Raw genomic sequence first — 26,560 nt, forward strand, 5'->3', positions numbered from 1 at the left:
GAAATGATCGCGAAGGCGGACAAGAAGCGGCTGCGGTATCTCTCGTTCGCGGAATACCACAAGCTCCTTGAGAAGTGCGAAGTGTGGCTTCGGGGCCCGGTGATCGCGGCAGCCTGGACGGGTTTACGGAAGGGCAACATCCTGAACCTGAAGCGCAGCCAGGTGAACATCTTCAACAGGACGATCTCGCTTGACGGGTCCGAGACCAAGAACGGCGAAGCGCTGATCATCCCGATTGCGGCCCCTGCACTGGAAGCCCTGAAAGAAGCCACGAAGGTGACGCACTTGAACAGTCCTTATGTGTTCTGCGACGCGGACGGAAAACGCTACAGCGCAATGCAGGTGCAGCGGGCTTTCAAGGATGCACTCTCGAAGGCAGAGATAGAGGACTTCCGGTTCCATGATCTTCGGCACTGCTTTGCATCATGGAACAGACAGGCGGGAATCGACCTCGACACGCTCGCCGATCTCATGGGCCACAAGGACACCCGAATGACGAGACGCTACGCACACATCGGACCGCAGCATCTGGTGAGTGCGATCAGCCAGCTGGAGAAAAGCTACCGCGATTTTGGAACAATTTCGGAACAATCCAAAGAAAAAGAGCTACGGCAATCGCCGTAACTCTTTGATTTTTTGGCGTCCCCAGGGGGATTCGAACCCCCGTTATCGCCGTGAAAGGGCGGTGTCCTGGGCCGGGCTAGACGATGGGGACGGATTGATAATCAGTTTAGTTCGGAGTCCTTAGTTCTGAGTTATAAGTCTTGCTTTGAATCATTTAATGAACTCACAACTCATAACTGGATTTAAGTGGTGAGCCGGCTGGGATTCGAACCCAGGACACCCGCCTTAAAAGGGCGGTGCTCTACCAACTGAGCTACCGGCCCGCGCTTTCACGCGAAGAGGCGTATATTATCAGAGTTTTCGGAGTATTGTCAATAAAATTTCCCGCACCAGGTAACGTTCCAAATTAAAATACCAGATCATTTGACATTGTTTCCGGAATGTCTTTTTCCGTCGGGACCTATCTCCGGGCAGCTGCCTTCTTGAACGGCTGCTCCAGGATGATGGTCTCGTCCCTGCGCGCTCCGGTCGAGATGATCGTGGGCTTCACGCCCGAGAGCCTGCAGATCTTTTCCACGTAGGCGCGGGCCTTCTTGGGAAGATCCCCGTACCGGGTGATGCCGATGGTGCTTTCCTTCCATCCTGGCATGGTGATGTACTGGGGGGTCCCCCTCTCGAGCACTGCCAGCTCTGAGGGCATCTCCTCGTACAGTTTTCCGCGGTACTTGTAACCGACGCAGATCTTGAGCTCGTCCATGTCATCGAGCACGTCGAGCTTGGTGATGGCGGCGCAGGTCATGCCGTTCACGCGTACGGCGTGCCTCACAACGAGCGTGTCGAACCATCCGCAGCGCCTCGCCCTTCCCGTCGTCGCGCCGAACTCCTTGCCGCGCGCTCGCAGCAGTTCACCCGTGTTGTTCTCGAGCTCGGTGGGGAAGGGGCCGCTGCCCACCCGCGTCGTATAGGCCTTCACGATTCCCATCACGTCCGAGATCGTGTTCGGCCCGATGCCAAGCCCGGTGCAGGCACCGCCCGCCGTGGGGCTCGACGAGGTCACGAAGGGATAGGTGCCGTGGTCGATGTCCAGGTGCGTGCCCTGGGCGCCCTCGGCAAGGATCTTTCTCTTCTTCGCGATGGACTGGTTCAGGAACAGCGTCGTGTCGCTGATATACTTCTTCAGCCGCCTTGCATAGGCCATGTATTCGTCGAAGACGCGGTCCTGCTGCACGAGCGGCTGTTTGTAGAAGCGGTCCAGCAGAAAGTTCGCCTCGGTGCAACTGCAGGAAAGCTTTTCCCGGAACATGTTCGGGTCGAGCATATCGGCCATCCGGATGCCCTTGCGGTTGATCTTGTCGGCGTAGGCCGGCCCGATGCCGCGGCCGGTGGTCCCGATTTTCCGGGTCCCCTTCTGCGTTTCGCTCGCCACATCGAGGGCCTTGTGGTAGGGCATGATGAGATGGGCATTCTTACTGATGAGCAGGCTCTCGTCGAACCGGACGCCCCTCCTGGTCATCGCGTCCATCTCTTCGATCAGCGCGGCCGGATCAACGACCACGCCGTTGCCGATGATGCACGTCTTGCCCCTGTGCAGGATCCCCGAGGGCACGAGGTGCAGGATGAACTCGTTCTTGCCCACCACTACGGTATGCCCCGCATTGTGGCCGCCCTGGTAGCGCGCGACCACGTCTGCCCTTTCCGTGAGCAGGTCGATGATCTTTCCCTTGCCTTCGTCACCCCACTGGGCGCCGACGACGACTAAGACTGGCATGGTGACTCCTTGCTGCATTGAAGAATGAAAATTGAAGTTCTTTGATCAATAAAGAGTGATCAGCAACTGTTCAATCTTCACTCTGCGTTTTTTTAGATTTTGATCTGCTTCACCGACAGCACGTTCGGCAGCTGCTTGATCTTGGCCATCACGGCATCGGACACGGTGCTGTCGACGCTCACGACCGACATGGCCAGGCCGCCCTGCTGCTCGCGGCCAAACTGCATGCGCGCGATGTTGATGCCGTTCTGGCCCATGAGCATTCCGATGCCGCCAATCACGCCGGGCTTGTCGTTGTTCATGAGCACGAGCATGGTCCCCTCGGGCACGGTCTCCATCGGGAAGTTGTCCACCTGGATGATGCGCGGCTCCTTTTTGCTGTTGAGCGTGCCTGCGGCGGACAGGTCCTTGGCTCCCGCCTTGATCCGCAGCGTGACCAGGCTCGTGTACTCCGTGGTCCCGCTTGACCGGGATACCTTCACGTCGATCCCGCGGTCCTTGGCGATCAGCGGGGCGTTCACATAGTTCACGTTCTCCTGCAGCGTGGGCGTGAGCAGCCCCTTGAGTGCGGCCAGCGTGATCGGCTCCTGCTTGAGGTTCGCCACTTCACCGCTATACTCCACGGTCACCTGGGTGAGGCCGCCCTCGACGAGCTGGCCGATGAACAGGCCCATGCGCTCGGCGAGGTTGATGTACGGCGAGAGCGTGGGGAGCTGGTCGGCCGGCACCGAGGGCACGTTCACGGCGTTCCGAACGGTCCCGGCTACGAGATAATCCACGACCTGCTCGGCAACGGCGATCGCCACGTTGTCCTGGGCCTCCCGGGTTGAGGCGCCGAGGTGCGGCGTCGCGATGAAGTTGTCCAGCGTGAGCAGCGGGTGGCTCTCGGGCGGCTCCTTCTCGAACACATCGAAGGCGGCTGCTGCCACTCTGCCGCTCTTGAGAGCCTCGTAGAGGTCCTGCTCGTTGATGATGCCGCCGCGGGCGCAGTTGATGATGCGCACGCCTTCCTTCATCTGGGCGATGGTGTCCTTGTTGATCAGGTTCGCGGTCTCCTTGGTCTTGGGCGTATGGACCGTGATGAAGTCGGACCGCTTGTAGATCGTCGGCAGGTCCGCCAGTTCGATGCCGAGCGATTTTGCCTTCTCCGTCGAGATGAACGGATCATAGGCCAAGACCTTCATCCCCAGCCCGATGGCGCGGTTCGCCACGACGCCGCCGATGGCCCCCAGCCCGATCACGCCCAGGGTCTTGTCATAGAGTTCCACACCCTCGAACTTCTTCTTTTCCCATTTCCCGGCCTTGAGCGATGCATAGGACTGCGGGATCATGCGGGCGCAGGCGAAGATCATGCCGATGGTATGTTCAGCGGTCGTCACGGTGTTGCCTCCGGGCGTGTTCATGACCACGACGCCCTTCTTGGTTGCGGCAGGCGTATCCACGTTGTCCAGGCCGCTTCCGGCGCGGCCCACGACCTTGAGTTTCCCGGCCTTTTCGAGCAGGCCGGCCGTCACCTTGGTGGCCGAACGGATAATGAGCGCGTCGTAGTCGCCGATGATCTTCTCGATCTCCTCGGGCGCGGTCTTGCTCCGGGCGTCCACCTCGAGCCCGGCCTTCTTGAGAATCTCCACGCCTACGGGGGAGAGGTTGTCGCTGATGAGAACCTTCATACATTCCTCCAAAACCGGATATAACCAGGGATGAACACGGGAACGCCGCACCATGCACTTCGTCTTCGTTGTTCCTGCCGGTGCCCATCCGTGCGTCCGGCGCGGCCGGACCCGTGGTTTTACATGCTATTTCATCAATATTTCCTGCGCTGCGGCAACGCCCGTTCCCAGTTTCACTGGGTGGCCCAGGCCCTTCAAGACCATTTCGATCCCGGCGACTGCCGTTATCACGTCGAAGGTGTCGGCGTAGCCCAGATGGGCGATGCGGAAGATCTTGCCCTTGAGTTTGTCCTGCCCGCCGGCGCCGGTGATGCCGTACTTCTCGCGCAGGTTCTTGTAGATCGCCTGGCCGTCGACGCCGGCCGGCGCCTCGATGGCCGTGAGCGCGTTCGACGGATTTTCCTTCGGGAAGAGCTTGAGGTCCAGGGCCGCTGCGGCGGCGCGCGTCGCCCGTGCCAACCGGTCATGACGCGCGAAGACCTTGTCGAGGCCCTCGGCCTGGAGCATCCTGATGCACTCATTCAGGCCGATGATGAGCGTCACGGCCGAGGTAAAGTTGGTCTGGTTCTTGGCGAGGTTCTCGCGTTCCTTCTTGAAGTTGAAGTAGAACTTCGGCGTCTTGGCGGAATCGGCCATCTTCCAGGCCTTGTCGGAGACCGAAACGAAGGCAAGCCCCGGGGGCAGCATCACACCCTTCTGCGAGCCGCCGATCATGACGTCGATGCCCCACTCGTCGGTCCGGATATCATGGGCCACGAGGGCGGAAATGGCGTCGACGACAAAGAGGGCATCGGTCTTCTTGACGACCGCGGCGATTGTCTTGACGTCATGGTACACGCCGGTCGAGGTCTCGTTCGCCTGGACGAACACGGCTTTGATCTTCGGGTTCTTCCTGAGCGCGGCCTCGACCTGGTCGGCCTTCACCGCGTAGCCCCACTCCACCATCAGTTCCTCGACCTTCATGCCGTAGGCCTGGCAGATCTTGGTCCACCGTTCGCCGAACTTGCCGCCGTTGACCACCAGCACGTCATCGCCGGGGGACAGGAAGTTCGTGACCGAGCCGACCATGCCGCCGGTACCGGTGGCGCAGAGGATGAGCACGTCGTTCCTGGTCTGATAGATCCACTGGAGGCCTTTTTTCGCAGAATCGAGCACCGGCAGAAAGTCCGGCGCGCGGTGATGGATGATCGGCATGGCCATGGCAAGGAGCGCCTCCGGCGGGACGGGGGTCGGGCCTGGCGCCAAGAGATATTTTTTTTGCATGGGTATTCCCTCCAAAGTCTTGATCGTGATTATTCCCGTGGAAATGCTGTTGTTCGGATTATTGTGCGTGATCGCCACGCACGAAGAATGTTAACGTCCTGCCGGGGCGGGACCTATGCCCGGGGTTGGCGTGTCGCAGGGATACTGCGGATGTCTGTGCTGTTTCAAGATTTGCTGCCTCTCTTTACTGCTTTTCGGGACAAAAACCAAAGCAGAGTAGCATAAGCCGAAGAAAATTGTCAAGAAAATAGTTCGCAGGACAATCGGGAGCGGGGGATTGCTGCTACTTCGGGATGATGTTGACACTGACGGTCAGGGTAAGAGCCGGATTGCGCCTGTCGTTCGAATACAGCGTGATGTGCTTTTCAAGGCGGCCGCTCCTCCCGGCGGTATCAATGGTCGCCCTGACGCTGCCTTTCGCTCCCGGTTCCAGGTGATCAGAACTGATCACCGCAGCGGTGCAGCCTCAACTGGCCTGCACCCTGTCGATGACCAGCGTCTCGGTCCCGTCGTTCCTGATCTCGAACACGTACGTCGCTGCTGATCCCTGCGCCACGGCGCCGAGGTCGTGCCGGACCTCCTTGACGCTGATCTGGGGTCCCTGGCGGTCCTGCGCCGCCGCCTGCCAGGCAAGGACCATGATCGCAAAAAAAAGAACCGACTTTTTCATGTGTAGGCCTTTCCTAACGTGGGCCGCCGGTCAGGTCATTCCCGTACGGCAGCGGTCGGGCCTTGATCACGAAGCTTCCGCTTTCCGTATCATTCCCGTCACAGCCCGAGTTTCTTCTGATAGACCATGCTGACCAGCTCATCGCGCGTGATCAGCCCCTTCTCGATCAGCAGGCTGATCAGAGCGTCCAGCCGCACCTTGTTGTCCGTGAGCGACTGCTGTGCCGTTTCCTGGCTGGACAGCAGCGCCGACGAAGGATCTGCCTGCTCGACCTTCGTCATGTTGAGATCGCTTCCGTGGATGATCTCCATCTTGCCGGAAGAACTCCGGGCAGTCTGCTGGAACGAAGCCTTGGTCCGGCGAACGACGTCTTCGTGATCATAGTATTTTCTAAGCGCCAGTTTGATTTCAGACTCGAGGGCAAGGGCAGGTTTGATGTTCAGTCCCGTGGCGAAGCGGAGCGAATCCATGACCTCGATGTCCAGGGGATCGGACATGGCCACGACGAGGCCGCCCCCTTCCTTCTTTACGGGCACAACGCTGTATCTTTTCGCGACTTCGGCCTTGATAAACTTGAGGCTGGCCTCGGGGATTTCGGGTTCAAAAAGATTGGCATAAGGGATCTTGAGCTTGTCGGCAATGACTTTTGCCACTTCCTCCTCGCTCACGAATTCGAGCTCCACAAGGATGGCTCCCAGCTTGCCTCCCCAGGTCCGCTGGTGCGAAAGGGCCGACTGAAGCTGGAAATCGTCGATTAACCCCACCTCTTTCAGAAGCTCGCCAAGCTTCTTGGCCTCGGCCATAGGGTCCTCCTCGGTGAGCGTTTGGCGAGGCACCGACCGTAGAGGCCATGGTCCCGCCACCTGTGATTATATGCTTGGGCTCGACAGAATGTCAACCATTTTACGGGGAAGCTCTCACGCCCTGGCGCCTCGGAGACCCGTGCAGCACGGCCTGAGAGGAAATTGAATCACCTTCCCGCGCAGCCCCTCGCCCAACTGTTCCCGCGGTAAACAGATGCCGGTGTTCGACGCTCCCGAGAGCCGCGAGCAGGCTTGCCTTGATGCCGGGATGCGACCGTTCGAGACCAGCCAGCAATCTCTTCATCTGCGTCCGCTTCTGATCGGGGTCTCCGCAGGCCGGACAGGCGCAGCACGTGACCGGCAGACCCGCCTCGACTGCGTAGCGGGAAATCTCGTCCTCGGGTACATAGACGAGCGGCCGGATGACCTTGTTCCTCCCGTCATCGGAATGGAGCAGCGGCGCCATGGCCTTGACCTTGCCGTTGAAGAACAGGTTCAGGAGCAGGGTTTCAATGAAGTCATCGCGATGATGGCCCAGGGCGATCTTGGTGCAACCGAGCTGAACCGCCGCGGAGTACAGCACTCCCCGTTTGATGCGCGCGCAGAGCGCGCAGGGAGTCTCGTCGGGCCGGAGCTTTTCAAGCAGCAAATCGTGCACGGGAGCATGCAGGATCCGGAAGTCATGGCCGTGGTCCCGGAGATAGGACTCGATGCCCACGGTATGGAACCCCGGGAAGCCCGGGTGAACCGTTACCGCGATGAGCGTGAACGGGACCGGCGCCCGCAGGCGTAGATCGTCCAGCAGGGTGAGAAGCGTCCAGCTGTCCTTGCCGCCGGAAAGCCCGATGAGGATGCGATCATGGCTCTCGATCAGGCCGAAGTCGCCTATGGCGCGGCCGACAAGCCTTCTGATCCGCTTCGTTCGCACTCGCAGGTTCATGGTTCAATCCTAAAGCGGGAAAAAGGGGAAGTCAACATGAAAAAAATCCGGATCGCACGCCTGGCGGGAGGGGCCACGGCGAAGAGAAGACAAGTTCCCGACCCCATGGCACACAAAAAAGGGCACCCGGTTTCCGGGTGCCCTGGAAGTCATGAGAGATCGCGGTTGTCCCCGGCGCTCCTGCTGAAAAGGAACGGGGCCGGCTCATGCTGGTCCATGATTCCTGGCTATCTTCTTCTTGCCTTCTTCGCGGTTTTTTTCCTGGTTATCTTCTTCTTGGCAGCTTTTTTCTTCGTAGCTTTCTTCTTTACGGCCTTCTTCTTTACCGCTTTTTTTGCAGCTTTCTTGGCGGCCTTCTTCTTGGCCTTTTTCTTTGCCACCTTCTTTTTCGCCGGCTTCCGGGCAGCCTTTTTCTTTGCCGGCCTCTTCACCGCCGCAGTCGCGGACGCCATCGGAACGATGGGAGCCGTGGCCTGAGCGGCCTCGAGACCGCAGCAGTATACCGGTTCTTCGTAAACATCTCCGGTCCTCGTGACGTCGATCTTCCTTCCGCATACCCTGCATTCGTACTGCATGATCCTCTCATTTCCCATACGCGCCCCCTCCTTGGTTAGCTGATGACCCGATTGCCCGGGCTTGATGACAGCACGTGTGAACAGACTGCGTTCAGCATACTTCGAGAACTGCAGGAACAGAAACACTCAGCATTTAAGCCTAATTTAGAATCAGATCAAATAAATGTCAAGCATTTTATGAGATTTATAAGAAGGTATTTGTCGGGACGCATGCGGATCAGCACCAGTTCCTGGGCTGCTTTCGGTTTTGCCTGGCTGCTGCGTTCTTACGAAGGTCCGCCTGCCTTGTTTCCCAGATTCTCTCCATTCCTTCGATCGCTGCGGCAAGGGCTTCGTCGCTCTTCTGCCCCTCCCATTTTTTTGTCTCTGAAATGCGGTAAAGTTCAATAATGATCTCTTCCAGATTCATGGGGATCTCCTTGAAATTCCTTTAATTAACCGCACGCCCCCCGGCCACGTCAAAACGAGCGCCCTGCTGCTACGCGCCAAAAAAAACCGGGAGAATGTTCTCCCGGTCTGTTGAAATCCAGAATAATTTCCGATTGGTCCGATCGGCTGGGTCATGACGACTCCGATACTCGAAGGACACTGCCTGACACACCTGCTTGGCGAGCAGCCTTCGGCGAGATGGGAATTGCCCTGCGCCATTGGTCCGCAGGACGGGATTACCCGCATTTCGAGAACCCGCAGCCCCGGCAGAAGGCGCATCCTTCACCGAACTCCAGCAGCCCGCCGCAATCGGGACATTCCGGGCAGAGGCCCAGATGGTTCTTGCTGCCGCCTTCAGCGCAGTCGGATGACGTGTAGGGAACCGTGGGCAGGTCCTGTGCAGCCGCTGTCTTGGGCTTGTGGTGCTGCCGCTGTCCGTGCCCTTCCTTGGCATAGCGCTCAAGTGCACGGCCGATCGCGTCGGGGCAGGACAAGATCGACCCGCCCTCTCCCCAGGCCGGCGACGGACAGCGGATGCCCTTTACCTGCTTGATGATCGACTCCAGCGAAACGCCGGACCGGAGCGCCAGGGAGACCATGCGGGAGACGGCCTCGGATTGGCTCGCCGCACACCCGCCGGACTTGCCCATGGTCGAGAAGACCTCGCAAATGCCCTCCTCGTCCTCGTTGATCGTGATATAGAGGTTGCCGCAGCCCGTGGGGATCTTTTGCGTGATCCCATGGGTCAGGGGAGGACGGTTGCGGGGCTTCTTATCCTCGGCCAGTTCGGGAGAGGCGGACGCAACGGTCACGTGCTGTCCGGCAGCGGCGGCCGCCTTGCGCGCCTTTTCCGTCGCGCCGGTGGAGAGCACCTGTTCGTCCCTTGATCCGTCGCGGTAGATGGTGACCCCTTTGCAGCCGGTCCGGTAGGCCATGAGGTACACCTTTTCCACGTCCTTCTGGGTCGCGCTGTGAGGAAAATTCACCGTCTTGGAAACGGCGTTGTCGGTATATTTCTGGAAGGCAGCCTGCATCCTGATATGCCACTCCGGCGTGATATCGTGGGCCGTCACGAACACCCGCTGGATGTCCTCCGGCACGGTCTGGATGTTTGTGCACCCGCCATGCTCGGCGATCTCCTTCATGAGCGAATCGGAATAGAACCCGCGCACCTGCGCCACCCGTTCGAACACGGGGTTCACCTCCAGGAGTTCGGCGCCGTCCAGTACCTTTCGCACGAAGGTGAGGCCAAAGAGCGGCTCGATGCCGCTCGAGCATCCGGCGATGATGGAGAGCGTCCCTGTCGGGGCGATGGTCGTGACCGTCGCGTTCCGGACGGGAGACATCCCCGGCCGGTCATAGATGCTGCCCTTGAAGTTCGGGAATGCGCCGCGCTCGGCGGCCAGTTCCTCGCTCATTTTCCGGCCTTCATCGGTGATGAACTGCATCACCGTTTCCGCGGACCGCACGGCCTCGTCGGAATTGTAGGGGATGCCCATCTCGAGCAGCATGTCCGCAAAGCCCATGACGCCCAGGCCGATCTTGCGGTTCGCCCGCGTCATCTGGCTGATCTTCTCGATGGGGTACCGGTTGACATCGATCACGTTGTCGAGGAAATGGACGGCCTGACGGACCGTGTGGCGCAATTTGTCGAAATCGATCGCCCGGCCGTTCGGAGCCAGCATCTTCGCCAGGTTGATCGAGCCGAGGTTGCAGGACTCGTAGGGCAGCAGCGGCTGCTCGCCACAGGGGTTGGTGGACTCCACCATGCCGACATGCGGCGTGGGGTTGTACTGGTTGATGCGGTCCAGATAGATGATCCCGGGATCGCCGTTCTTCCAGGCCATGTTCACGATCGTATCGAAGACCTTGCGGGCGTTGAGCCGCTTGACCGCGGTCCGGCCGCGCGGGGAGACCAGGTCGTACTCGCCGTCCCGCTCCACAGCGTCCATGAAGGTGTCGGTCATGGCCACGGAGATGTTGAAGTTGTTCAGCCGGTCGTTCTGCTGTTTGCAGGTGATGAAGTCGAGGATGTCCGGATGCTCGACGGAGAGGATGCCCATGTTCGCCCCCCGCCGCGTGCCCCCCTGTTTTACGGTCTCCGTCGCCGCGTCGAAAACGGTCATGAACGAGATCGGGCCGGAAGAGACCCCCTTCGTGGACTTCACCACGTCGTTCTTGGGACGGATGCGCGAGAAGGAGAAACCCGTGCCGCCGCCGGACTTGTGGATGAGCGCGGCGTGCTTCACGGACTCGAAGATCTCGTCCATGGAGTCGCCCACGGGCAGCACGAAACAGGCCGACAGCTGGCCCAGTTCACGGCCGGCGTTCATGAGCGTCGGACTGTTCGGCAGGAACTCGAGCGACGTCATGAGGCGGTAGAACTCCGTCGCAATCCGCTCCACGTCGGCATCCGTCTTCCCGTAGGCCCGGTCCCCCTCGGCGATGGTCCGGGCAACGCGCGTGAACATGTCCACGGCGGTTTCAACAACGGTCCCGTCCTCGTTGCGTTTGAGGTAGCGTTTTTCAAGAACCTTCAGGCTGTTCTCGTTCAGCATGAGACCGGATGCATGGGCAGGGATGGAAGCCGTGCTTTTCATAAACCCCCTCCTTGGAAGATATCGCGGATAAAAAATAAATCAGGGCGATCGGATATCGCCCTGAATGGGTTGCTGACTACTGACTCTTAATCTGAAGAGAGCCGGGTTTGCAGGTCTTCTGTAAACGCAAACAAAACACCATAACCGCCTACCGCCCGCCGTGCCTTGGAATTGGATGAATAACAGTGAATAGAATTGAAGCGCCTGCGCTGTTTCAAGAAAACTGTGAAGCAGTATACCACAACATATTGTGATGTCAAGCCAATTTCAATACTACATTTAGTCTTGATTTCATGCGGTCAGAAAGCATGCTGCGGGCTCGGGGGGGCATGGAAAAAGGCTGAAAAAAGACAGGTTCAGCAAATCCCGCGTCAATCGCAGTTCTTCTTGCCCTGCCGGAAGAAGAAACTGGTACGAAGAAGATCGGTTTGGTCTCTTTTCATCCGAAGCGACCCGGCTCGTGCTTCCCGGCGAGCCGCCAGCGCCTATTGCCGTACCGTGCGGACAACGACAACTGCCGGGAGCAGGCGGATCAGTACTCACCCCGCACCCGCCACCACGCCAAGCTGATCCACTCCGCGATCCCCACGGAGGAATGACCGAGTTCCACGGCCTTCGGAATGAAGGAAGCTGCTGAGAGGAGCCGTTTCTGGGCGAGATAGTAGGCGGGCGCGGGGATGACCGTGAACCCCCGCTTCTCAAACATCGCCACGGCGCGCGGCAGGTGATAGGCGGACGTGACAAGGATAATGCGATCGCCCTTGACGAGCTTACGGACGGCATGGGAATTCTCGAGGGTATTTCGTGAATCGTTCTCGACGATCACCTGCTGCGGTGGCATGCCCATGGAGGAGACCGCCCGCGCCATGACGTCTGCGTCCCTCACGGTCGTGGCAAAGGGCTCGCCGTTCCCGCCGCAAAGCACCAGCGGCAGCTTGAACCGTTTGGCAAGCTCGACGCCGAGCACGAGCCGCGACAGCGTCTCCGCGTTCGGCACGGGCTCCGCATTCATCCAGCCCCGGTCCACCGACCCGCCGCCGGGAACGACCACGGCATCGGCATTCACCCGGCCCTGACGCAGGGGGGGATATCGTCCTTCGAGCGGTTTCAGGATACCATCGGCCGTCAGGCCGAGGCTCACAAGATAGAGCGCAACAAAACCGCACAGGATCAGGGCCCGGCCAAGGAGCTTCCGCTTCGTGGTCAGGAGCATGCCTGCAAGCATCAGGAGCATCGGGCTTGCGGGAGGGATCAGGAGGAACCAGATGAGCTTCTGCGCGGTAAACAGCATGTCACTTGCCCTTCTTACATCTTCATCTTGAGGTACATGCCGAGCGCGCGGTCGGAATAGGTGATATGGTTGAGCAGCCAGTCCACGACAAGCTGCTTGGTGTCATCGGTCAGCTTCGGGTTGATGCCCTCCATCAGCATCCGGTCCTTCAGCTTCAGGAAGGACTTCACGAACTGCGCATGCTGCGCCTTGTGCTGCGTGGCGCTCGAATAGCCGTATTTATCCATGTGCTTCTCTTCCGTCCCGAAATGAAATACCACGTACTCGGTCAGGAACTGAACGATCCTGCTCACCTCCTCGCGCGCCACGGTCCCCTTTTCAAAGGCGCTGAGCAGGCTGTTCACCCTCGTGAACAGCTCCTGGTGCTGGCCGTCAATCTCGGCCGATCCTGTTGCGAGGCTGTTGGTCCACTGCAAAGACATGGTGTCGATCTCCTTTCATGAATTCGTCAGGTGCCGCGAGTGTCCGATGGACATAATGTTGCATAATAGCACAAATTCATGAAAAAGGGAATCTAAATTATAATCATTCCACGACCCACACAGCGCAATTTTTGGCTTCGTGGACGAGCTTGCTCGACGTGCTCCCGAACAGGAACTCCTCGGTTTTCGATTTGTGGTGCCTCCCGACGACCACGGTGCAGCAGGTCATATCGCAACGTATATCGAGAATGGCCTCGGCCAGTGATTTCGATTCACCGAGGCAGGCGCGGAAGCGGACCTTCTCCTCGGGAAAGCCTGACTGGATCAGGACCTCCCGGTAGTTCCGGAGCATGGTGTTGGCGGCGTCGATCTGTTCCCTGACCCAGGCGTTCAGCTCCGCCTCGCTGCTGAAAAAATCCTCTTCCGGCTCGGGAATGATCCGGAGGAGCGTGACCGTGAACCCCGGAAATCCGCCGATGATGTCTGCAACGTACAGCACCGCCCGGCGTGAGCTCTCGGACTCATCGACGGCAATAAGAAAATGCTTGTCTCTGGGCCCGGGCATCGGCGATTCTGTCATATTCATGGATGGCTCCTTTCCTGAAATCCGATTGTCTCTCAGGGAGGTGAGAGGAAGGAGCGGCATGATCCGGTCGATCCGGACGCTGCAGGTCAAGCCCCGTTGTTCCTCCCTGCCATCCCCCCTGACTTCTCCGCGCTACCCGATATGTTCCCGCGCCTCGCCCAGGTCTTCCAGCAGCTCCCGGGTCTCCTCATAATATACCGACGCACCCAGCGAGAAATGCATCAGAACGCGGTTCAGTTTTTCCGGGATGTAAGGCATGATCTTCCTGAGGTTGTTCACCCGGTTGTGAAACACAATGTTGACGTCATCTTCCGTCAGCCGGTCCAGCAGGTCGGGGCGCTCCTGCAGCAGGCGATGCGTGGTGATGTCGCCGCGGCCGGTCAGGAACAGCAGGACGTTGCCGAGCCCGAACAGATCGAACCCGAAGCGGCTTTCGCCGTGACGGTAATTGAAATCGAAATCGATCCACCGGTATTGCCCGGTCTCTGAATCCTTGATGATATGGTCCCGCCGGATGTCGCCGTGCTTTTCTCCGTTCTCGTGCAGGAAGCGGATCGCCTTGACGACACCGATAAACTCGTCGAGCAGCGCCGGGTAATGCTCGTGGAAGTAGCCCTCGTGGTCCTTGCCCAGCTCAAGCGCGAGCTGACCAAGTGTCTTCCCCTTGATATAATCAAGGATGCGGAGCTGGTTCCCCGATGAATCCAGGACCGTCTTGCCCTGCATGAAGTCCGGCCTGCCGCGGACCAGTTCGAGTATCCTGGCCTCCTTCTGCGGGCTGCGCACGCACTCGAACACGAGATGGCCGATCCGGGCATTGAACCGCTCCTTGAACACCCACTTCAGGATCTTGACCTCGCCGGTCAAAAGATCACATGCGCGCTTGACCCAGAACTTCTGCTCGTCATCGATCCCGAACCTGCCCTCGCGCTCGTTGTTCCTGATGAGATAGGGAACGCTGTCGAGAACGACCACGTCGTCGTAATCGACCCGGAAAAAGTCGGACGTGTCCTTGATTTGGACGCGTCGGGGCACCCGGTCGCGGGAAAGCCATTTCCGGATCATGCGGAGCAGTTCCTTTTCGGTGTAGCCGTCGCGGGGGACGGGCATTGACAGGTATCCTCCCGGTACCACCATTATAGCAGTTTCGACCACGCCGCGAGGCTATCCGGTTCAGGTGCGCGGATCACGTTTTCTCTTGACTTTTCGGGCAAATAACGCTAATTTCCATGAGAACCAAGCACACGGATAAACACTGATCTAATTCATATCCACGACTGCCTGATCCACCCGTGGTGATGATGTATCGTTTTTTCTTTGCCGTGTTCATCGGTGGTTAATTCGCCGTTCTCCGAAGGGGCGCAGTCACCCATGTCGTACCAGATCAAACTCGAGATTTTTGAAGGTCCCATGGACCTTCTGCTCCACCTCATCAAAAAACACGAGCTCGATATCTATTCCATCCCCATCGCCCTCATCACCCAGCAGTACCTTGAATACCTCGAACTCATGAAGAGCCTGGATATGGAGATTGCCGGCGAGTTTCTCGTGATGGCATCGACGCTGACCCATATCAAGTCCCGGATGCTGCTGCCTCCGCCCGAGAATCCCGATGCCGACGAGGAAGGCGTCGACCCCCGGGCCGAGCTCATCCGCAGGCTGCTCGAATACAAGAGCTTCAAGGAAGCAGCCGGCTCGCTTGGCGGCAAGGAAGAGACCTGGTCGCAGGTCTACACGAGGCAGGCCGAGACTGCGCCGGACGTCCCCGCTGACGATGAGCCCCTGCTCTTCGACTTTCACCTCTTCGACCTGCTCTCGGCGCTCAAGGACGTGATGGCCCGGGTGCCGGACGCCCAGTTCGAGGTCACGGCGGAGACGGTCTCGATCACCGAAAAGATATCGCAGATCCTGGCCCGGCTCGAGACCGTGGACAGCGTTCTCTTCGCCGACCTCTTCGAGGGAAGCACCTCCCGCCTGCAGGTCATCGGGACGTTCCTGGCGCTCCTCGAACTGATCAAGACCCGGGCAGCGAAGGTCTTCCAGGTCGAGCAGTTCGGCGCGATCCGGATCATGAAGGCCGTAATGGACAGCCAGACCCGGGACCGCGACACCGCCACGGGGAACCTGTTCGGGTAGGAAAAGGCAGAAACCTTTCCGGACACAGATTTACAGGGAGAACCGGATTTCATTCGCGCGATCCGGCTTTGCCCGAGATTATCCGTCACCCAAGAATGGTAACGTACCTTTGCTTATCCGTGGTTCAAGAAGGAACCCATGAGACCCGACATCAAGGCACTGGCATTTGCGAAGAAGTTCGGCGAGATCGAGACCGCGGTCTACGCGGACCGCTCGCTCATCGGCGACCTCGCGGGGCTGCTCGCGGAAAAGGACGGAGATGTGCGCTCCGGCGTGCTGAACCTCCTCTCGCGGGTCGGGTTCGATTACCCCCAGGACACGCGGCCGCACCTGCCGGCGCTCATCGCGCTCCTCGATGACCCGGACATGTTCGTCAAGATCGACGCGGCGAACGCCGTCGGCAATCTCGGCTTCAGCTTCAAGGACTCGGCTGAGCAGGCCGCTCCGAAGCTGAAAGCGCTGCTGGGACACGACCAGAGCCTCGTGCGGCAGGAGGCGGCTTACGCCATCGGGAACATCGGCTTTGCCCACACGGACCTCGTGAGGGACGCCGTGCCGCGCATGATCCAGATGCTGGAGCAGGGCGACGATGACGAACGTGAGGCGGCAGCCCATGCCTTGGGCAAGGTCGGCATCAACGCGCCGGAACTGATCCGCGGCATCCTGCCCAAGCTCGTGGAGGTCCTCGAATTCTCGAAGGAGGCCACCTGCGGCGGCGTGCTCTTCGCCCTTGGCGCCATCGGGCTCCACTATCCGTCGGAAGTGGCGGGCCTGATACCGAAACTCATGCAGTACCTGGACAGCGGCCACCCGAACGCGGTCAAGAACGCCATCGCAGCGCTCGGCAACATCGGGAGTTCGAACCCCGACACGGTCAGGGACGCGATGCCCAAGATCAGGAAGATCATGGAATCGTCGACCGACCTCGATGTGAAGATGAACGCCAAGGTGGCGCTGGGCAGGCTCGGCGATCCATCGGCGATGTAGCAGCAGGAACCACGGGAGCTTCGCTCACACGGTTTCATTCCTCGTGCTTGCATCTGTGTGCGCGCGACAGCGCGCCCGTGTTTATCCGTGGTTACAAAATCGTGTATGATGAGGTTTTGCTTTGGAAGATCTGCAACTGAAATCGGTGATCGAGGCCTTGCTCTTCGTGGCAGGGAATCCCCTCTCCCTGGAAAAGCTCACGGGCGTCTTAGAAGGCCCGGCGCCGGAGCAGATCGAGGCGCAGCTCAGCGCGCTGAGGCAGGAGTACGAGGACCGGGGGGCGGGTATCATGCTTGTTGAAGTGGCCGGCGGTTACCAACTGGCCACGAGGCCGGAACAGGCCTCCTGGATCCGGAAGTTCAAGGCCGTCAAGGTCTCGGCCAAGCTCTCGAAGCCGGCGCTCGAGACGCTGGCGATCGTGGCCTACAGGCAGCCGATCACCCGCACCGAGATCGAGGCGGTCCGCGGCGTCAATATCGGCGGCATCATGCGGAACCTGATGGAGCGCCGTCTGGTCAAGATCGTCGGGAAAAAGGACGTGCCGGGCAAGCCGATGATGTACGGAACCTCACAGGAGTTCCTGCAATACTTCGGGCTGAAGGACCTCTCCTCGCTCCCGACACTGAAGGAATTTCAGGAGCTCGAGGCCGGGGAAGACGTGATGGAAGAGGTCCCCGCCGGGGAGCAGGAGAGCGGCGAACAGGACGACGAGGCGGCAGCCGGGGCCCGTGATCCGGGGCCGGAGGCGTCGATCGAGGCCGGGGAGAACGTCACGAAATGATAGAACTCCAGGATGCCCTTCGCAAAAAAGAGATCTGGGCCATTGGCGGCGGCAAGGGCGGGATCGGCAAGAGCCTGATCACCGGCAACATCGGCATAACCCTCGCTCGCCTGAAGAAGAAGGTCCTGCTCGTGGACGCCGACCTTGGCGGCGCCAACCTGCACACAACGCTCGGCATCGGCGTCCCGGAAATGACCCTGTCGGACTTCCTGAACCGCCGGGTCGAGAACATCAAGGACATCGTCATCCAAACGAGCATTCCGAACCTGGGCCTGATCAGCGGAGCCCAGGACTTCCTCGACGCAGCCAACCCCAACTTCGCGCAGAAGACGCGCCTGCTCCGGCACCTCGAAACGCTCGATGCGGACTACATCCTCCTGGACCTCGGCGCCGGCACGTCATTCAACATCCTCGACTTCTTCCTCTTCTCGGACCACGGGATCCTGGTCGTGCTTCCCGAACCGACGGCCATCGAGAACGCCTACCGGTTCATCAAGAGCGCCTTCTACCGCCGCTTCAAAAAGGTCGTGGCGAACCAGAACATCAAGGACCTCATCGACGCGGCCATGGACCAGAAGAACGTCATGGGCATCCGGACCCCCTATGACCTCATCGAGCAGGTGAAGAAGATGGAGCAGGAAGTGGGCGAGATCCTCGAGCTCGAGGTGATGAAATTCAAGCCCAAGCTCATCGTGAACCAGGTTCGGACGAAGAATGACATCCAGATCGGGTTTTCGATGAAGAGCGCCTGCCAGAAATACTTCGGCATCAACCTGGAATACCTGGGGTACGTGGAATATGATGACTGCGTCTGGCAGTCGATCAGGGGCAAACGGCCGCTCACCGTCGAATACCCCTATTCGCGGCCCTCGCGCTGCATCGAACGGATCGTCCACAACGTGCTCAGGAAAGAGCAGCTCGCGCTGAATTCGCTGTAGCAGACGTGCCGGATCGCCGGCAAGCTGAGAGAATGATCATGGTCAAAAAGATCGAAGACCTGAACTATTACGAACTGCTGGAAGTCAGCCCCACGGCGACATCCCAGGAGGTCCACAAGGCGTACGAGCGCATCCGCCGGATCTACGAGCCCAACTCCATCGCGCTGTACTCGCTCTTCACTCCCGAGGAGACCGCGGCCATCAATCAGCGGATCGAGGAAGCCTACCGGACGCTGACGTACGAATCCCAGCGCAAGCGGTACGATGACATGCTGCGGGGGATCCAGCAGGAGTCCGAGGAAGGCCTGCCGATGCCATCCACCCCTCGGCACCGGGCAGTAACGACGCCGTCCGATTTCATAGATCGGCTCGATGGCCGGACCAGGAAGACCGAGGAGGCGCCGACGAAACCTTCCGGGGAAACGGCAGAGCCTGTTCTCCAGGCCTCCCTGCAGCCGCCGCCCCCCTTCAATGCGGAGTTCACGGGGCCGGCCATGAGGCTTCTTCGCGAACAGCGCGGCCTGTCGGTGCGGAGCATCGCGGAAATGACGAAAGTGGGCACCCGCTACCTGGAACTGATCGAAGAAGAAATATATGACAAACTGCCGGTCCGCCCCTATCTCCGCGGTTTTCTCATGGCCTATGCCCGGGCTCTCGGATACGAGCCGGACCGCGTCGTCGGGGATTATCTGAAGCGGTATGACGCGGCGATGGAAAGCATGAAAAAGAAGTAAAATAGGCTGAGGCAGCGCTGCTGCGCTCCCCGTGGCCAGAACAGCACGCTCCCCCTCAGAACCCTTCCAAACCCTGAAAATACCCCCCCTTGTCACCTTTGCGATCGGTTGCATTATGCTAGTTGTAAGTTTACTATCTGATCGCCTCTTCCGTTGATCGATTACAAGCACAGTATCGGGATTCTGATACAGAGATGGCTTTTACCCTTTCGGTCCAGACCGCGTTTCCCGCTCATTCATGCGTCGCGCAAAAATCTTCAGGCCTTGAGAGATGCCGTTGTTCAGGTTGTTCAGGTTGTCGTAGTTCCGTTTGAAAGGACTGACGTGATTCCCCGGTATCAACAGCCGACCTTCACCAGATGTATCCGAAAATCGTTGCGGACAGCTCGGGCGGAGCCATTGTCGTCTGGGAGGACGAACGCAGCGGCACATCGGTGGATATCTACGCACAGGGCATCAGTACGAGCGGGCACCAGTAGGCATCACGTTCGCACCAACAACGGGGCAGGACTTGATCCTGCCTCGTTTTACGTCTGCTTCCCCCAATTCTTATTTATACCTTCTCAGCGCCCTCTCTCCTCAGTCCCCGCTCCTTCCAGATCACATAGATCGCCGGGTAGATGACCAGCTCGAGGATCGTGGACGTGACCACGCCGCCGACCATGGGCGCGGCAATGCGCTTCATCACGTCCGCGCCCGTCCCCGTCGAGAACAGGATCGGGACGAGTCCTGCCAGGATCACCGACACGGTCATGATCTTGGGCCTGATCCGCTTGACCGCGCCTTCCATGACGGAAGCCTCGATGTCGCGGAGCGAATTGATCCGGCCCTCCTGGTGCCAGCGGTTGTACGAGAGGTCGAGGTACAGGAGCATCACGATTCCCGTCTCGGCGTCGAGCCCGGCCAGCGCGATCACGCCGACCCAGACGGCCGTGCTCATGTGGTAGCCCAGGAGGTAGAGGAGCCAGACCGTGCCCACGAGCGAGAACGGTACGGCAAGCAGCACGATGGCCGTCTTGAGCCAGGACTCCGTGTTGAGATAGATGAGCACGATGATGATGAGCAGTGTGAGAGGGATGACATAGAAGAGCTTGGCCTTCACGTTCTCCATGTACTCGTACTGCCCGGACCAGAGGATCGAATATCCCGCGGGGACCTTCACATTTCTCGCGATCGACTCCTGCGCACGGTGCACGTACCCCCCAAAATCGCCGCCCTCGATGTTGAGCGTCACGCTCGCCGTCAGCCGTCCTCCCTCGCTTTGCACGAGCCCGGGGCCGCGCGTCACGCGGATGTCCGCCAGCTGGCCGAGCGGCACCTGCGCTCCCTCCATGGCGGGCACGAGCACCCGCTTGAGTTTCTCCACGTCGTCGCGCAGCTCTCGCCCGTACCGGATGTTCACGGGATAGCGCTCCCTGCCCTCCACGGTGGTCGTCAGGTTCATTCCGCCGATTGCGGACTCGATAACCTCCTGCACGTCCTCCACGCGCAGGCCGTACCTGCCGATCTCGTCGCGGTTGATCGTGAAATCCAGGAAGTAGCCGGTGTTCGCGCGCTCGGCGTAGACGGCCCGGGTCCCGGGAACGACGCGCAGGGTCCTCTCCAGGTCGAGGCCGATGCGCTCGATCTCATCGAGACGCGGGCCGAACACCTTGAGTCCCAGCGGCGTTCGAATGCCCGTGGAGAGCATGTCGATCCTGCCGATGATCGGCATGGTCCAGTTGTTGCCGACGCCGGGCATGGCAAGGGCGTTGTCCATCTCGTCGCGAAGGTCCTCCCACTTCCGGAACTGCGGCCGCCACTCGCTCACCGGCCTGAGTGTCACGTTCGTCTCGACCATTTCGAGCGGTGCGGGGTCCGTGGGCGTTTCCGCCCTGCCTGCCTTGCCGAAGACCCGCTCCACCTCGGGGAACTGCTTCATGATGCGGTCCTGGGCCTGCATCACGTCGGACATGGTCGTGATGGAGGCGCCGGGCACCGACGTGGGCATGAACAGGAGCGTGCCCTCGTACAACGGAGGCATGAACTCGGACCCGAGCCGCGCGAAGGGGATGGCGGTGACGGCCACGATCACGACGGCGCCGATGATGACGCTCTTCCGGAAGCGGAGCGAGAACTCCGCAACGGGATGGTAGATCCTTATCAGGAAGCGGCTGACGGGATTGTCGTCCTCGTGCCTGATCTTCCCCTTGATGAAGAGCGTCATGAGCACGGGCGTGAGCGTGATGGCCAGGAAGCTCGCGAACAGCATCGAGAACGTCTTCGTGTATGCCAGCGGCTTGAACAGCCGCCCGGCCTGCTCCTCCAGCGTGAAGACGGGCAGGAAGCCGACGGTGATTACCAGGAGCGAGAAGAAGAGCGAGGGGCCCACCTCCTTGGCGGCGTTGATGATCACATCAATGCGCGAGCCGTGCAGCCTGCCCCCGACCTCCCACTCCTCCAGCTTCTTGTGGGCGTTCTCGACCATGATGATCGAGGCGTCCACCATGGCGCCGATGGCGATGGCGATGCCCGAGAGGCTCATGATGTTCGAACTGATGCCGAGATAATACATGCAGATGAACGAAATGAGGATCGCGATCGGCAGGGTCAGTATCACGACGAGGGCGCTCGGCAGATGGAACAGGAACACGACGCAGACAGCGCTCACGGCGAGGCCGAGCTTGAGGATCTCCTCCTTCAGCGTATCCACGGACCGGTGGATCAGCTCCGAGCGGTCGTAGGTCGTGATGATCTTGACGCCCTCGGGCAGCGTAGGTTCGATGTCCTTGATCCTGGCCTTGACCCGGTCGATGACGGAAAGCACGTTTTCGCCGAAGCGGATCACCACGATGCCGCCCACGGCCTCGCCCTTGCCGTCGAGATCGGCCGCGCCGCGCCTGATCTCGGGCCCCAGCTGGACCGTGGCGATGTCCCTGAGCAGGATGGGGGTGCCCTTGTCGCTGCCCACGGCTATCTTCTCGATGTCCGACTTATCATGGATGTAGCCGCGGCCGCGCACCATGTATTCCCTGCCGGACCACTCCACGACGCGGCCTTCGACGTCGCTGTTGCTCCTGCGCACCGCCTCGGTCACCTTCATGAGCGGCAGCCGGTAGGCCAGCAGCCGGTTCGGGTCGATGGTGATCTGGTACTGCTTGACGAACCCGCCCACGCTCGCCACCTGCGACACGCCGGGCACGGATTCCACGGCGTACTTGAGCGTCCAGTCCTGGAGCGAGCGGAGCTCGGCAAGGTCGTGCTTGCCGGTCTCGTCGGTGATGGCGTACTGGAACCCCCATCCCACGCCCGTTGCATCGGGCCCCAGCGTCGGGGTAACGCCTGCGGGCAGTTTTCCGCCCACGCCCTGGAGGTATTCCAGGACGCGGCTCCGGGCCCAATAGATGTCAGTGCCGTCCTCGAAGATGACGTAGACAAAGGAAAGGCCGAGGAAGGATTTGCCGCGTACCACGCGCACCTTGGGCGCCGCCAGCATCGTCGATACGATGGGATAGGTGATCTGGTCCTCCACCAGGTCGGGGCTCCTGCCGGTCCATTCGGTGAAGATGATTACCTGCGCGTCGGACAGGTCCGGGATCGCGTCCAGGGGCGTGTGGTACAGCGCCCAGATGCCCCAGACGGTCAGGAAGGCCACGGCCAGGAAGACCAGGAACTTATTGCGTGCCGACAGCTCTATTATCTTGGCTAACATCTGCTACTCCGAAAGAGAATGATAAAATCCTAAAATCCTTTTCTCGCGCAAGGCCGCAAAGGAATCAACACAAAAGGAATCATCGGTCGAGCTGAGGATGACGGCGGGAGGCTGGGACTCGTTTTCGGCCCCCCGTCACCCCGTCGCCTCATTGTCTCCGCGTCGGCCTCACTGCCCCCCGCTCCGGAGCTGGCTTTCGGAATCGATCAGGAAGTTTCCCGACGTGACCACGCGCTCCCCTTTCTGGATTCCCTTCAACACCTCGACGAGATCCTCGCCCTGCTGACCGAGCGCCACCTCGCGCATCTCGTAGGTCCCGGGCTTCTTCTCCACGTACACGATCTGGCGCGTGCCGGAGTTCAGGACCGCCTCGCGGGGGATGGTAAGCCGGGACCCGGAGCCGGTCTGGATCTCGACGTTGGCGAACATCTCGGGCTTGAGCATCAGCCCGGGGTTTGCGACGGACACCCGGACCTTCACGGTCCGCGTCGCGGGATCGAGCACCGGGTTGATGTAGTTCACCGCTGCCCTGAGCGGCCCGCCCGCCGTGTAGGGGATCGTTACGAGCGCGGCCTGGCCGACCTTTATCTGGGGAACCTCGTACTCGTACACGTCGGCCAGGATCCAGACCTCCGAGAGGTCGGCGATCCGGTAGAGGTTCATGCCCGGGGAGATGTATGCCCCTTCGAGCACCATCTTCTCGAGCACGACCCCGCTCAGGGGCGCCTCGATGGTCATGTCCGTCATCGGCTTGTCCGAGGCCTCCAACACCTCGATCTGTTGCGGAGTAATGTCCCAGAGAAGCAGCCTGCGCCGCGCGGACTCGAGCAGCGCCGCGCGCGACGAATCGATCTCGGCTAATCCCGAGGAACGCGTCTGGCCGGACCTGATCTGCCGGAGCGCGAGCAGATACTCCTCCTGGGCTGTCACGAGGTCCGGGCTGTAGAGCGAGAGGAGCGGCTGGCCCTTCATCACGTGCTCCCCGGTGAAGTTCACGTACAGCTTCTTGACCCAGCCGCCGACCTTGGTGTTGACGTAGGCGAGCTTCCGTTCGTCCGGCTCTACCTTGCCTACCGTGCGGATGGCCCTGCCCAGGGAGCGAAAAGAGGCCACCGCGGTCCGGATGCCGATCAGCTGGACCTTGTCCGGCGATATGGTTATTGTGGGAGCCGTCTCCTGCTGCTTCGTTGCCGCTGCAGGTGCCTTGGGCTCCGTCTTCGGCACTCCCTGGCTCGCAGGACCGCTCTGCTCCTGGGCAGAGACACCGCCGCACAAAGAAACAAGAAGGAGCGCGGCGAAGGCAAATTGAACATTGAAAATTAGATATTGTGGAATTGCGTCGGATTTCTTCATCTGATTTTTTCTCCACGGCCTGATCAGGTATCGCCTCACGCCTGACGCCCTGCGGATTTTCGAGCCCCTTACTCCGAACTCCCCGCTTCGGACTCGTCACTCACTGCCCGTAAGCTCTCCGATCATGGCGAGGGACTTGTTCAGGTTTACCAGTTCCTCCTGCTCCATGAGCTGGTACTTGAACAGGACGTTCTCACTGTCCAGGAGGGACACAAAGTCGGTTTTGCCCACCTGGTAGTTGGACGTGGCCGACTGGAGCGAAAGCCGGGCCTGGGGGATGATGCCGGCCTCGTACAAATGGAGGTGGTGCTCCGCGGTCTTTGCCATGGAATAGAGCTCCCGCACCCGCGCCAGGACCCCCAGCTTTTCCGCTTCCAGCGAATGCCGAGAAGCGTTCGCGTCCGCCCGGGCCGCACGCACGCCGGCAGCCTTGTTCCAGAAGTACAGGGGCACCTTGAGCATCACGCTCGCCTGCCATACGTCCTGCAGTCCGTCCCTCGCGAACCACCCGACCGAAACGGCCATGTCCGGCAGGTATTCCTGCTTGCTCATGGATACCTCGAACTCGCTCTGCTCCACCATCCGCTGCTGCGCAGCCAGGACCGGCGAGTGGGCGATGGCCATGCTGCTCATCTCCTCCTGCGTCATGGCAAGGGTCGTGGGGAAGACGTCGGCGGGCCTGCCCAGGGGCGCCAGAGGGTCGCGGCCAACGAGCCTGTTGATCTCCGCCGCCCGGACGTCCTTGTTCTGCTCCTGCTCCGCGATCCGGTCGAGCAGCATGGAAACTTCCAGTTGTGCACGCAGCACGTCCTGCTGGCTTCCCTGGCCCGTGGCGTACCGCGTCTCGGCGATCCTCTCCAGGTTCTTCATCAGGTCCTTCGTCTGCTCCAGGATCTCGATGGACTTGAAAGCGAGGTAGTATTCATAGTAGGACTTGCGCAGGTCGCTCAGGACCTTGAGCTGCGTTTCGCGGGCCGTCTCCTCCGCCTGCTCCGCCTGCTTCTGCGCCGCTTTCCCCTTCGTAGAGAGCTTGCCCGGGAAGGGGATCTCCTGGGACACGACCACGCCCTGCATGCTCATCGGATCCTTGCCGATGGTGGATGTCCCGAGCGCGCCCACATTCTGGAGCGCGTAGCCGATCACGGGGTCCGGCATGCCGGACGCGGCCCCTTTCCGCTCCCCCGCCGCCTCGGCCTTCTTTTCTGCCATCCCGATGCCGGGATTGCGGGCGAGCGCCTCCCGTTCCAGGTCCTTGAGCGATACGACCGCTTCGTCGGCCAAGGCCAGAAGAGGAACCAGAACGATCGTACAGAACGCCATGAGCATCTTGATTCGCATCGCAAGCCTCCCTGCGGTGTTTATGCAATGTTCAGACCAATAGGTGCCACTCGGTTTATTATGGTAAATCAGTACGTTGCTCCATATGCACAGTGGGCCTGAGCATGAGTGAAGCCTCTGCTCTATCAGATGTAGTATTTGATACAGTCGTGACGGATGAAATTTTACGAGACGCTGCCTGTGAGAGGTGAGAATCAGTTGGGCTTCCGTCTTCTCTTTCACTATCATGCTCAAGGAGGTCCCAGCGTAAAACACGCTGTCCTGTCTTCCCTGCGGCATCCCCGGCCGCCTTTGAGCATTCGTTATCGTCTTTCATTTTTTTCTGTTCTCGATCGCCCGGCGGACATAGGGATAGACCGTCTCTGCGACGATCCGGTATCCTTCCGCCGTGGGGTGGATGCCATCGGCCTGGTTGAGCGACGGGTCGCCCGCCACGCCCTCGAGCAGGAAGGGGACCAGAATGAGGTTGCGCTTCCTTGCCACCGCGGGATACATGGCTGAAAATGCCCGGGTGAATTCGCGGCCCAGGTTGGAGACCATTTTCATTCCCGCCAGCACGACCGTGACCCCGTTCTCCTGCAGAATGCGCACCGTCTCGTCGACATTCCTTTGCGTCATGCCGGGGTCGATCCCCCTGAGGCCGTCGTTCGGTCCGGTTTCCAGGATGACGATGTCCGGTTTGAGCTTCAGCACCCAGGCGACGCGGGAGAGGGTGCCGCTGCTCGTCTCACCGCTGATCCCTGCGTTGACGACCCGCCAGTGGTACCCCGCCTTCCCGAGCTTGCTCTCCAGCTGCGCGGGATAGGCATCCTCCTCGTTGACGCCCTTTCCCGCCGTGAGGCTGTCACCAACGGCAACAATGGTCCCCTCATAGACGGGTTGTTGCTGTACCCGCGGCGTTGCCGCATGCTGTTGTTCGCATCCGGAGAGAACACACAGCAGGGAAATAACGATCCCCCCGAAAGCCATCCTTATAACGTTCATAGATCCCCTTCTTCGATGGAACAAGGGACGTGTGATC

The 26,560-nt window shown here is 60.2% G+C and carries 23 protein-coding genes and 2 tRNA genes; 6 read left to right on the plus strand and 19 right to left on the minus strand.

Annotated elements, in window-relative coordinates; translation table 11 throughout:
* Positions 1–624: site-specific integrase (locus VL197_13590; GenBank protein HUJ19011.1), on the plus strand; the 624-nt coding region annotated here is incomplete at its 5' end.
* Positions 625–637: 13 nt separating this feature from the next.
* Here the strand turns inward: VL197_13590 and VL197_13595 are convergent.
* The 15 genes from VL197_13595 to VL197_13665 form a co-directional block, all read right to left on the minus strand.
* Positions 638–715 (minus strand) — tRNA-Glu (locus tag VL197_13595).
* Between the two features lie 96 nt (positions 716–811).
* Positions 812–887: transfer RNA gene (locus VL197_13600), tRNA-Lys, on the minus strand.
* A gap of 137 nt (positions 888–1,024) precedes the next feature.
* Positions 1,025–2,332, minus strand: coding sequence for an adenylosuccinate synthase (locus VL197_13605; protein HUJ19012.1), 1,308 nt, complete (start codon positions 2,330–2,332; stop codon positions 1,025–1,027).
* Positions 2,333–2,424: 92 nt separating this feature from the next.
* On the minus strand, positions 2,425–4,002 hold the full coding sequence (serA, locus tag VL197_13610) for a phosphoglycerate dehydrogenase (GenBank protein HUJ19013.1): 1,578 nt from the start codon (positions 4,000–4,002) through the stop codon (positions 2,425–2,427).
* Positions 4,003–4,128: 126 nt separating this feature from the next.
* The gene (locus VL197_13615) at positions 4,129–5,265 is read right to left on the minus strand and encodes an alanine--glyoxylate aminotransferase family protein (GenBank protein HUJ19014.1); all 1,137 of its coding nucleotides are present in this window, start codon (positions 5,263–5,265) and stop codon (positions 4,129–4,131) included.
* Positions 5,266–5,548: 283 nt separating this feature from the next.
* Positions 5,549–5,935 carry a DUF1573 domain-containing protein gene (locus VL197_13620; protein ID HUJ19015.1) on the minus strand — a complete coding sequence of 129 codons (387 nt, stop codon included), beginning with the start codon at positions 5,933–5,935 and terminating at the stop codon, positions 5,549–5,551.
* 98 nt (positions 5,936–6,033) lie between these two features.
* Positions 6,034–6,738 carry a hypothetical protein gene (locus VL197_13625; protein ID HUJ19016.1) on the minus strand — a complete coding sequence of 235 codons (705 nt, stop codon included), beginning with the start codon at positions 6,736–6,738 and terminating at the stop codon, positions 6,034–6,036.
* Positions 6,739–6,838: 100 nt separating this feature from the next.
* Positions 6,839–7,678 carry a tRNA 2-thiocytidine(32) synthetase TtcA gene (gene ttcA, locus VL197_13630; GenBank protein ID HUJ19017.1) on the minus strand — a complete coding sequence of 280 codons (840 nt, stop codon included), beginning with the start codon at positions 7,676–7,678 and terminating at the stop codon, positions 6,839–6,841.
* Between the two features lie 227 nt (positions 7,679–7,905).
* Positions 7,906–8,271 carry a hypothetical protein gene (locus tag VL197_13635; GenBank protein HUJ19018.1) on the minus strand — a complete coding sequence of 122 codons (366 nt, stop codon included), beginning with the start codon at positions 8,269–8,271 and terminating at the stop codon, positions 7,906–7,908.
* Positions 8,272–8,470: 199 nt separating this feature from the next.
* Positions 8,471–8,662 carry a hypothetical protein gene (locus tag VL197_13640; protein ID HUJ19019.1) on the minus strand — a complete coding sequence of 64 codons (192 nt, stop codon included), beginning with the start codon at positions 8,660–8,662 and terminating at the stop codon, positions 8,471–8,473.
* 256 nt (positions 8,663–8,918) lie between these two features.
* The gene (locus VL197_13645; GenBank protein ID HUJ19020.1) at positions 8,919–11,282 is read right to left on the minus strand and encodes a vitamin B12-dependent ribonucleotide reductase; all 2,364 of its coding nucleotides are present in this window, start codon (positions 11,280–11,282) and stop codon (positions 8,919–8,921) included.
* A gap of 532 nt (positions 11,283–11,814) precedes the next feature.
* Positions 11,815–12,573 (minus strand): ElyC/SanA/YdcF family protein, encoded by a 759-nt coding sequence (locus VL197_13650; GenBank protein HUJ19021.1) that lies wholly within the window; start codon positions 12,571–12,573, stop codon positions 11,815–11,817.
* Between the two features lie 14 nt (positions 12,574–12,587).
* Positions 12,588–12,995: a bacteriohemerythrin gene (locus tag VL197_13655; GenBank protein ID HUJ19022.1), complete on the minus strand. Its 408-nt coding sequence runs from the start codon at positions 12,993–12,995 to the stop codon at positions 12,588–12,590.
* Positions 12,996–13,098: 103 nt separating this feature from the next.
* Positions 13,099–13,581 (minus strand): universal stress protein, encoded by a 483-nt coding sequence (locus VL197_13660; protein HUJ19023.1) that lies wholly within the window; start codon positions 13,579–13,581, stop codon positions 13,099–13,101.
* A 132-nt stretch (positions 13,582–13,713) separates the two neighbouring features.
* Positions 13,714–14,691: a hypothetical protein gene (locus VL197_13665; protein HUJ19024.1), complete on the minus strand. Its 978-nt coding sequence runs from the start codon at positions 14,689–14,691 to the stop codon at positions 13,714–13,716.
* A gap of 261 nt (positions 14,692–14,952) precedes the next feature.
* On the opposite strand from VL197_13665, the gene VL197_13670 reads away from it, so the two are divergent.
* The 5 genes from VL197_13670 to VL197_13690 all read left to right on the plus strand — a co-directional run bounded on the left by VL197_13670 (position 14,953) and on the right by VL197_13690 (position 19,157).
* Positions 14,953–15,717 (plus strand): segregation/condensation protein A, encoded by a 765-nt coding sequence (locus VL197_13670; GenBank protein ID HUJ19025.1) that lies wholly within the window; start codon positions 14,953–14,955, stop codon positions 15,715–15,717.
* Positions 15,718–15,855: 138 nt separating this feature from the next.
* Complete coding sequence (locus VL197_13675; GenBank protein ID HUJ19026.1) at positions 15,856–16,704, plus strand: HEAT repeat domain-containing protein; 849 nt, start codon at positions 15,856–15,858, stop codon at positions 16,702–16,704.
* A gap of 121 nt (positions 16,705–16,825) precedes the next feature.
* Positions 16,826–17,485, plus strand: a complete 660-nt coding sequence (gene scpB / locus VL197_13680; protein HUJ19027.1) for an SMC-Scp complex subunit ScpB — start codon at positions 16,826–16,828, stop codon at positions 17,483–17,485.
* Entirely contained in the window at positions 17,482–18,423 is a 942-nt protein-coding gene (locus VL197_13685; protein ID HUJ19028.1) for an AAA family ATPase, read from the plus strand. Before scpB ends, VL197_13685 begins: the two co-directional genes overlap by 4 nt.
* A gap of 38 nt (positions 18,424–18,461) precedes the next feature.
* Positions 18,462–19,157, plus strand: coding sequence for a helix-turn-helix domain-containing protein (locus tag VL197_13690; GenBank protein ID HUJ19029.1), 696 nt, complete (start codon positions 18,462–18,464; stop codon positions 19,155–19,157).
* 553 nt (positions 19,158–19,710) lie between these two features.
* Here the strand turns inward: VL197_13690 and VL197_13695 are convergent.
* The 4 genes from VL197_13695 to VL197_13710 all read right to left on the minus strand — a co-directional run bounded on the left by VL197_13695 (position 19,711) and on the right by VL197_13710 (position 26,523).
* On the minus strand, positions 19,711–22,848 hold the full coding sequence (locus VL197_13695; GenBank protein ID HUJ19030.1) for a CusA/CzcA family heavy metal efflux RND transporter: 3,138 nt from the start codon (positions 22,846–22,848) through the stop codon (positions 19,711–19,713).
* A 168-nt stretch (positions 22,849–23,016) separates the two neighbouring features.
* Complete coding sequence (locus VL197_13700; protein ID HUJ19031.1) at positions 23,017–24,201, minus strand: efflux RND transporter periplasmic adaptor subunit; 1,185 nt, start codon at positions 24,199–24,201, stop codon at positions 23,017–23,019.
* Positions 24,202–24,297: 96 nt separating this feature from the next.
* Positions 24,298–25,539, minus strand: a complete 1,242-nt coding sequence (locus tag VL197_13705) for a TolC family protein (protein ID HUJ19032.1) — start codon at positions 25,537–25,539, stop codon at positions 24,298–24,300.
* Positions 25,540–25,851: 312 nt separating this feature from the next.
* Entirely contained in the window at positions 25,852–26,523 is a 672-nt protein-coding gene (locus VL197_13710) for an arylesterase (GenBank protein HUJ19033.1), read from the minus strand.
* Positions 26,524–26,560: the final 37 nt, after the last annotated feature.

The sequence above is a fragment of the Nitrospirota bacterium genome (assembly GCA_035516965.1).
Classification (GTDB): domain Bacteria; phylum Nitrospirota; class UBA9217; order UBA9217; family UBA9217; genus MHEA01.

Coding starts and splice junctions, on each gene's coding strand:
- VL197_13700 (HUJ19031.1), bottom strand. CDS start 24,201: ATGAAGAAATCCGACGCAATTCCACAATATCTAATTTTCAATGTTCAA.
- VL197_13675 (HUJ19026.1), top strand. CDS start 15,856: ATGAGACCCGACATCAAGGCACTGGCATTTGCGAAGAAGTTCGGCGAG.
- VL197_13650 (HUJ19021.1), bottom strand. CDS start 12,573: ATGCTGTTTACCGCGCAGAAGCTCATCTGGTTCCTCCTGATCCCTCCC.
- VL197_13605 (HUJ19012.1), bottom strand. CDS start 2,332: ATGCCAGTCTTAGTCGTCGTCGGCGCCCAGTGGGGTGACGAAGGCAAG.
- VL197_13705 (HUJ19032.1), bottom strand. CDS start 25,539: ATGCGAATCAAGATGCTCATGGCGTTCTGTACGATCGTTCTGGTTCCT.
- ttcA (HUJ19017.1), bottom strand. CDS start 7,678: ATGAACCTGCGAGTGCGAACGAAGCGGATCAGAAGGCTTGTCGGCCGC.
- VL197_13625 (HUJ19016.1), bottom strand. CDS start 6,738: ATGGCCGAGGCCAAGAAGCTTGGCGAGCTTCTGAAAGAGGTGGGGTTA.
- VL197_13690 (HUJ19029.1), top strand. CDS start 18,462: ATGGTCAAAAAGATCGAAGACCTGAACTATTACGAACTGCTGGAAGTC.
- VL197_13665 (HUJ19024.1), bottom strand. CDS start 14,691: ATGCCCGTCCCCCGCGACGGCTACACCGAAAAGGAACTGCTCCGCATG.
- VL197_13615 (HUJ19014.1), bottom strand. CDS start 5,265: ATGCAAAAAAAATATCTCTTGGCGCCAGGCCCGACCCCCGTCCCGCCG.
- VL197_13660 (HUJ19023.1), bottom strand. CDS start 13,581: ATGAATATGACAGAATCGCCGATGCCCGGGCCCAGAGACAAGCATTTT.
- VL197_13640 (HUJ19019.1), bottom strand. CDS start 8,662: ATGAATCTGGAAGAGATCATTATTGAACTTTACCGCATTTCAGAGACA.
- VL197_13645 (HUJ19020.1), bottom strand. CDS start 11,282: ATGAAAAGCACGGCTTCCATCCCTGCCCATGCATCCGGTCTCATGCTG.
- VL197_13685 (HUJ19028.1), top strand. CDS start 17,482: ATGATAGAACTCCAGGATGCCCTTCGCAAAAAAGAGATCTGGGCCATT.
- VL197_13710 (HUJ19033.1), bottom strand. CDS start 26,523: ATGAACGTTATAAGGATGGCTTTCGGGGGGATCGTTATTTCCCTGCTG.
- serA (HUJ19013.1), bottom strand. CDS start 4,002: ATGAAGGTTCTCATCAGCGACAACCTCTCCCCCGTAGGCGTGGAGATT.
- VL197_13695 (HUJ19030.1), bottom strand. CDS start 22,848: ATGTTAGCCAAGATAATAGAGCTGTCGGCACGCAATAAGTTCCTGGTC.
- VL197_13670 (HUJ19025.1), top strand. CDS start 14,953: ATGTCGTACCAGATCAAACTCGAGATTTTTGAAGGTCCCATGGACCTT.
- VL197_13635 (HUJ19018.1), bottom strand. CDS start 8,271: ATGGGAAATGAGAGGATCATGCAGTACGAATGCAGGGTATGCGGAAGG.
- VL197_13655 (HUJ19022.1), bottom strand. CDS start 12,995: ATGTCTTTGCAGTGGACCAACAGCCTCGCAACAGGATCGGCCGAGATT.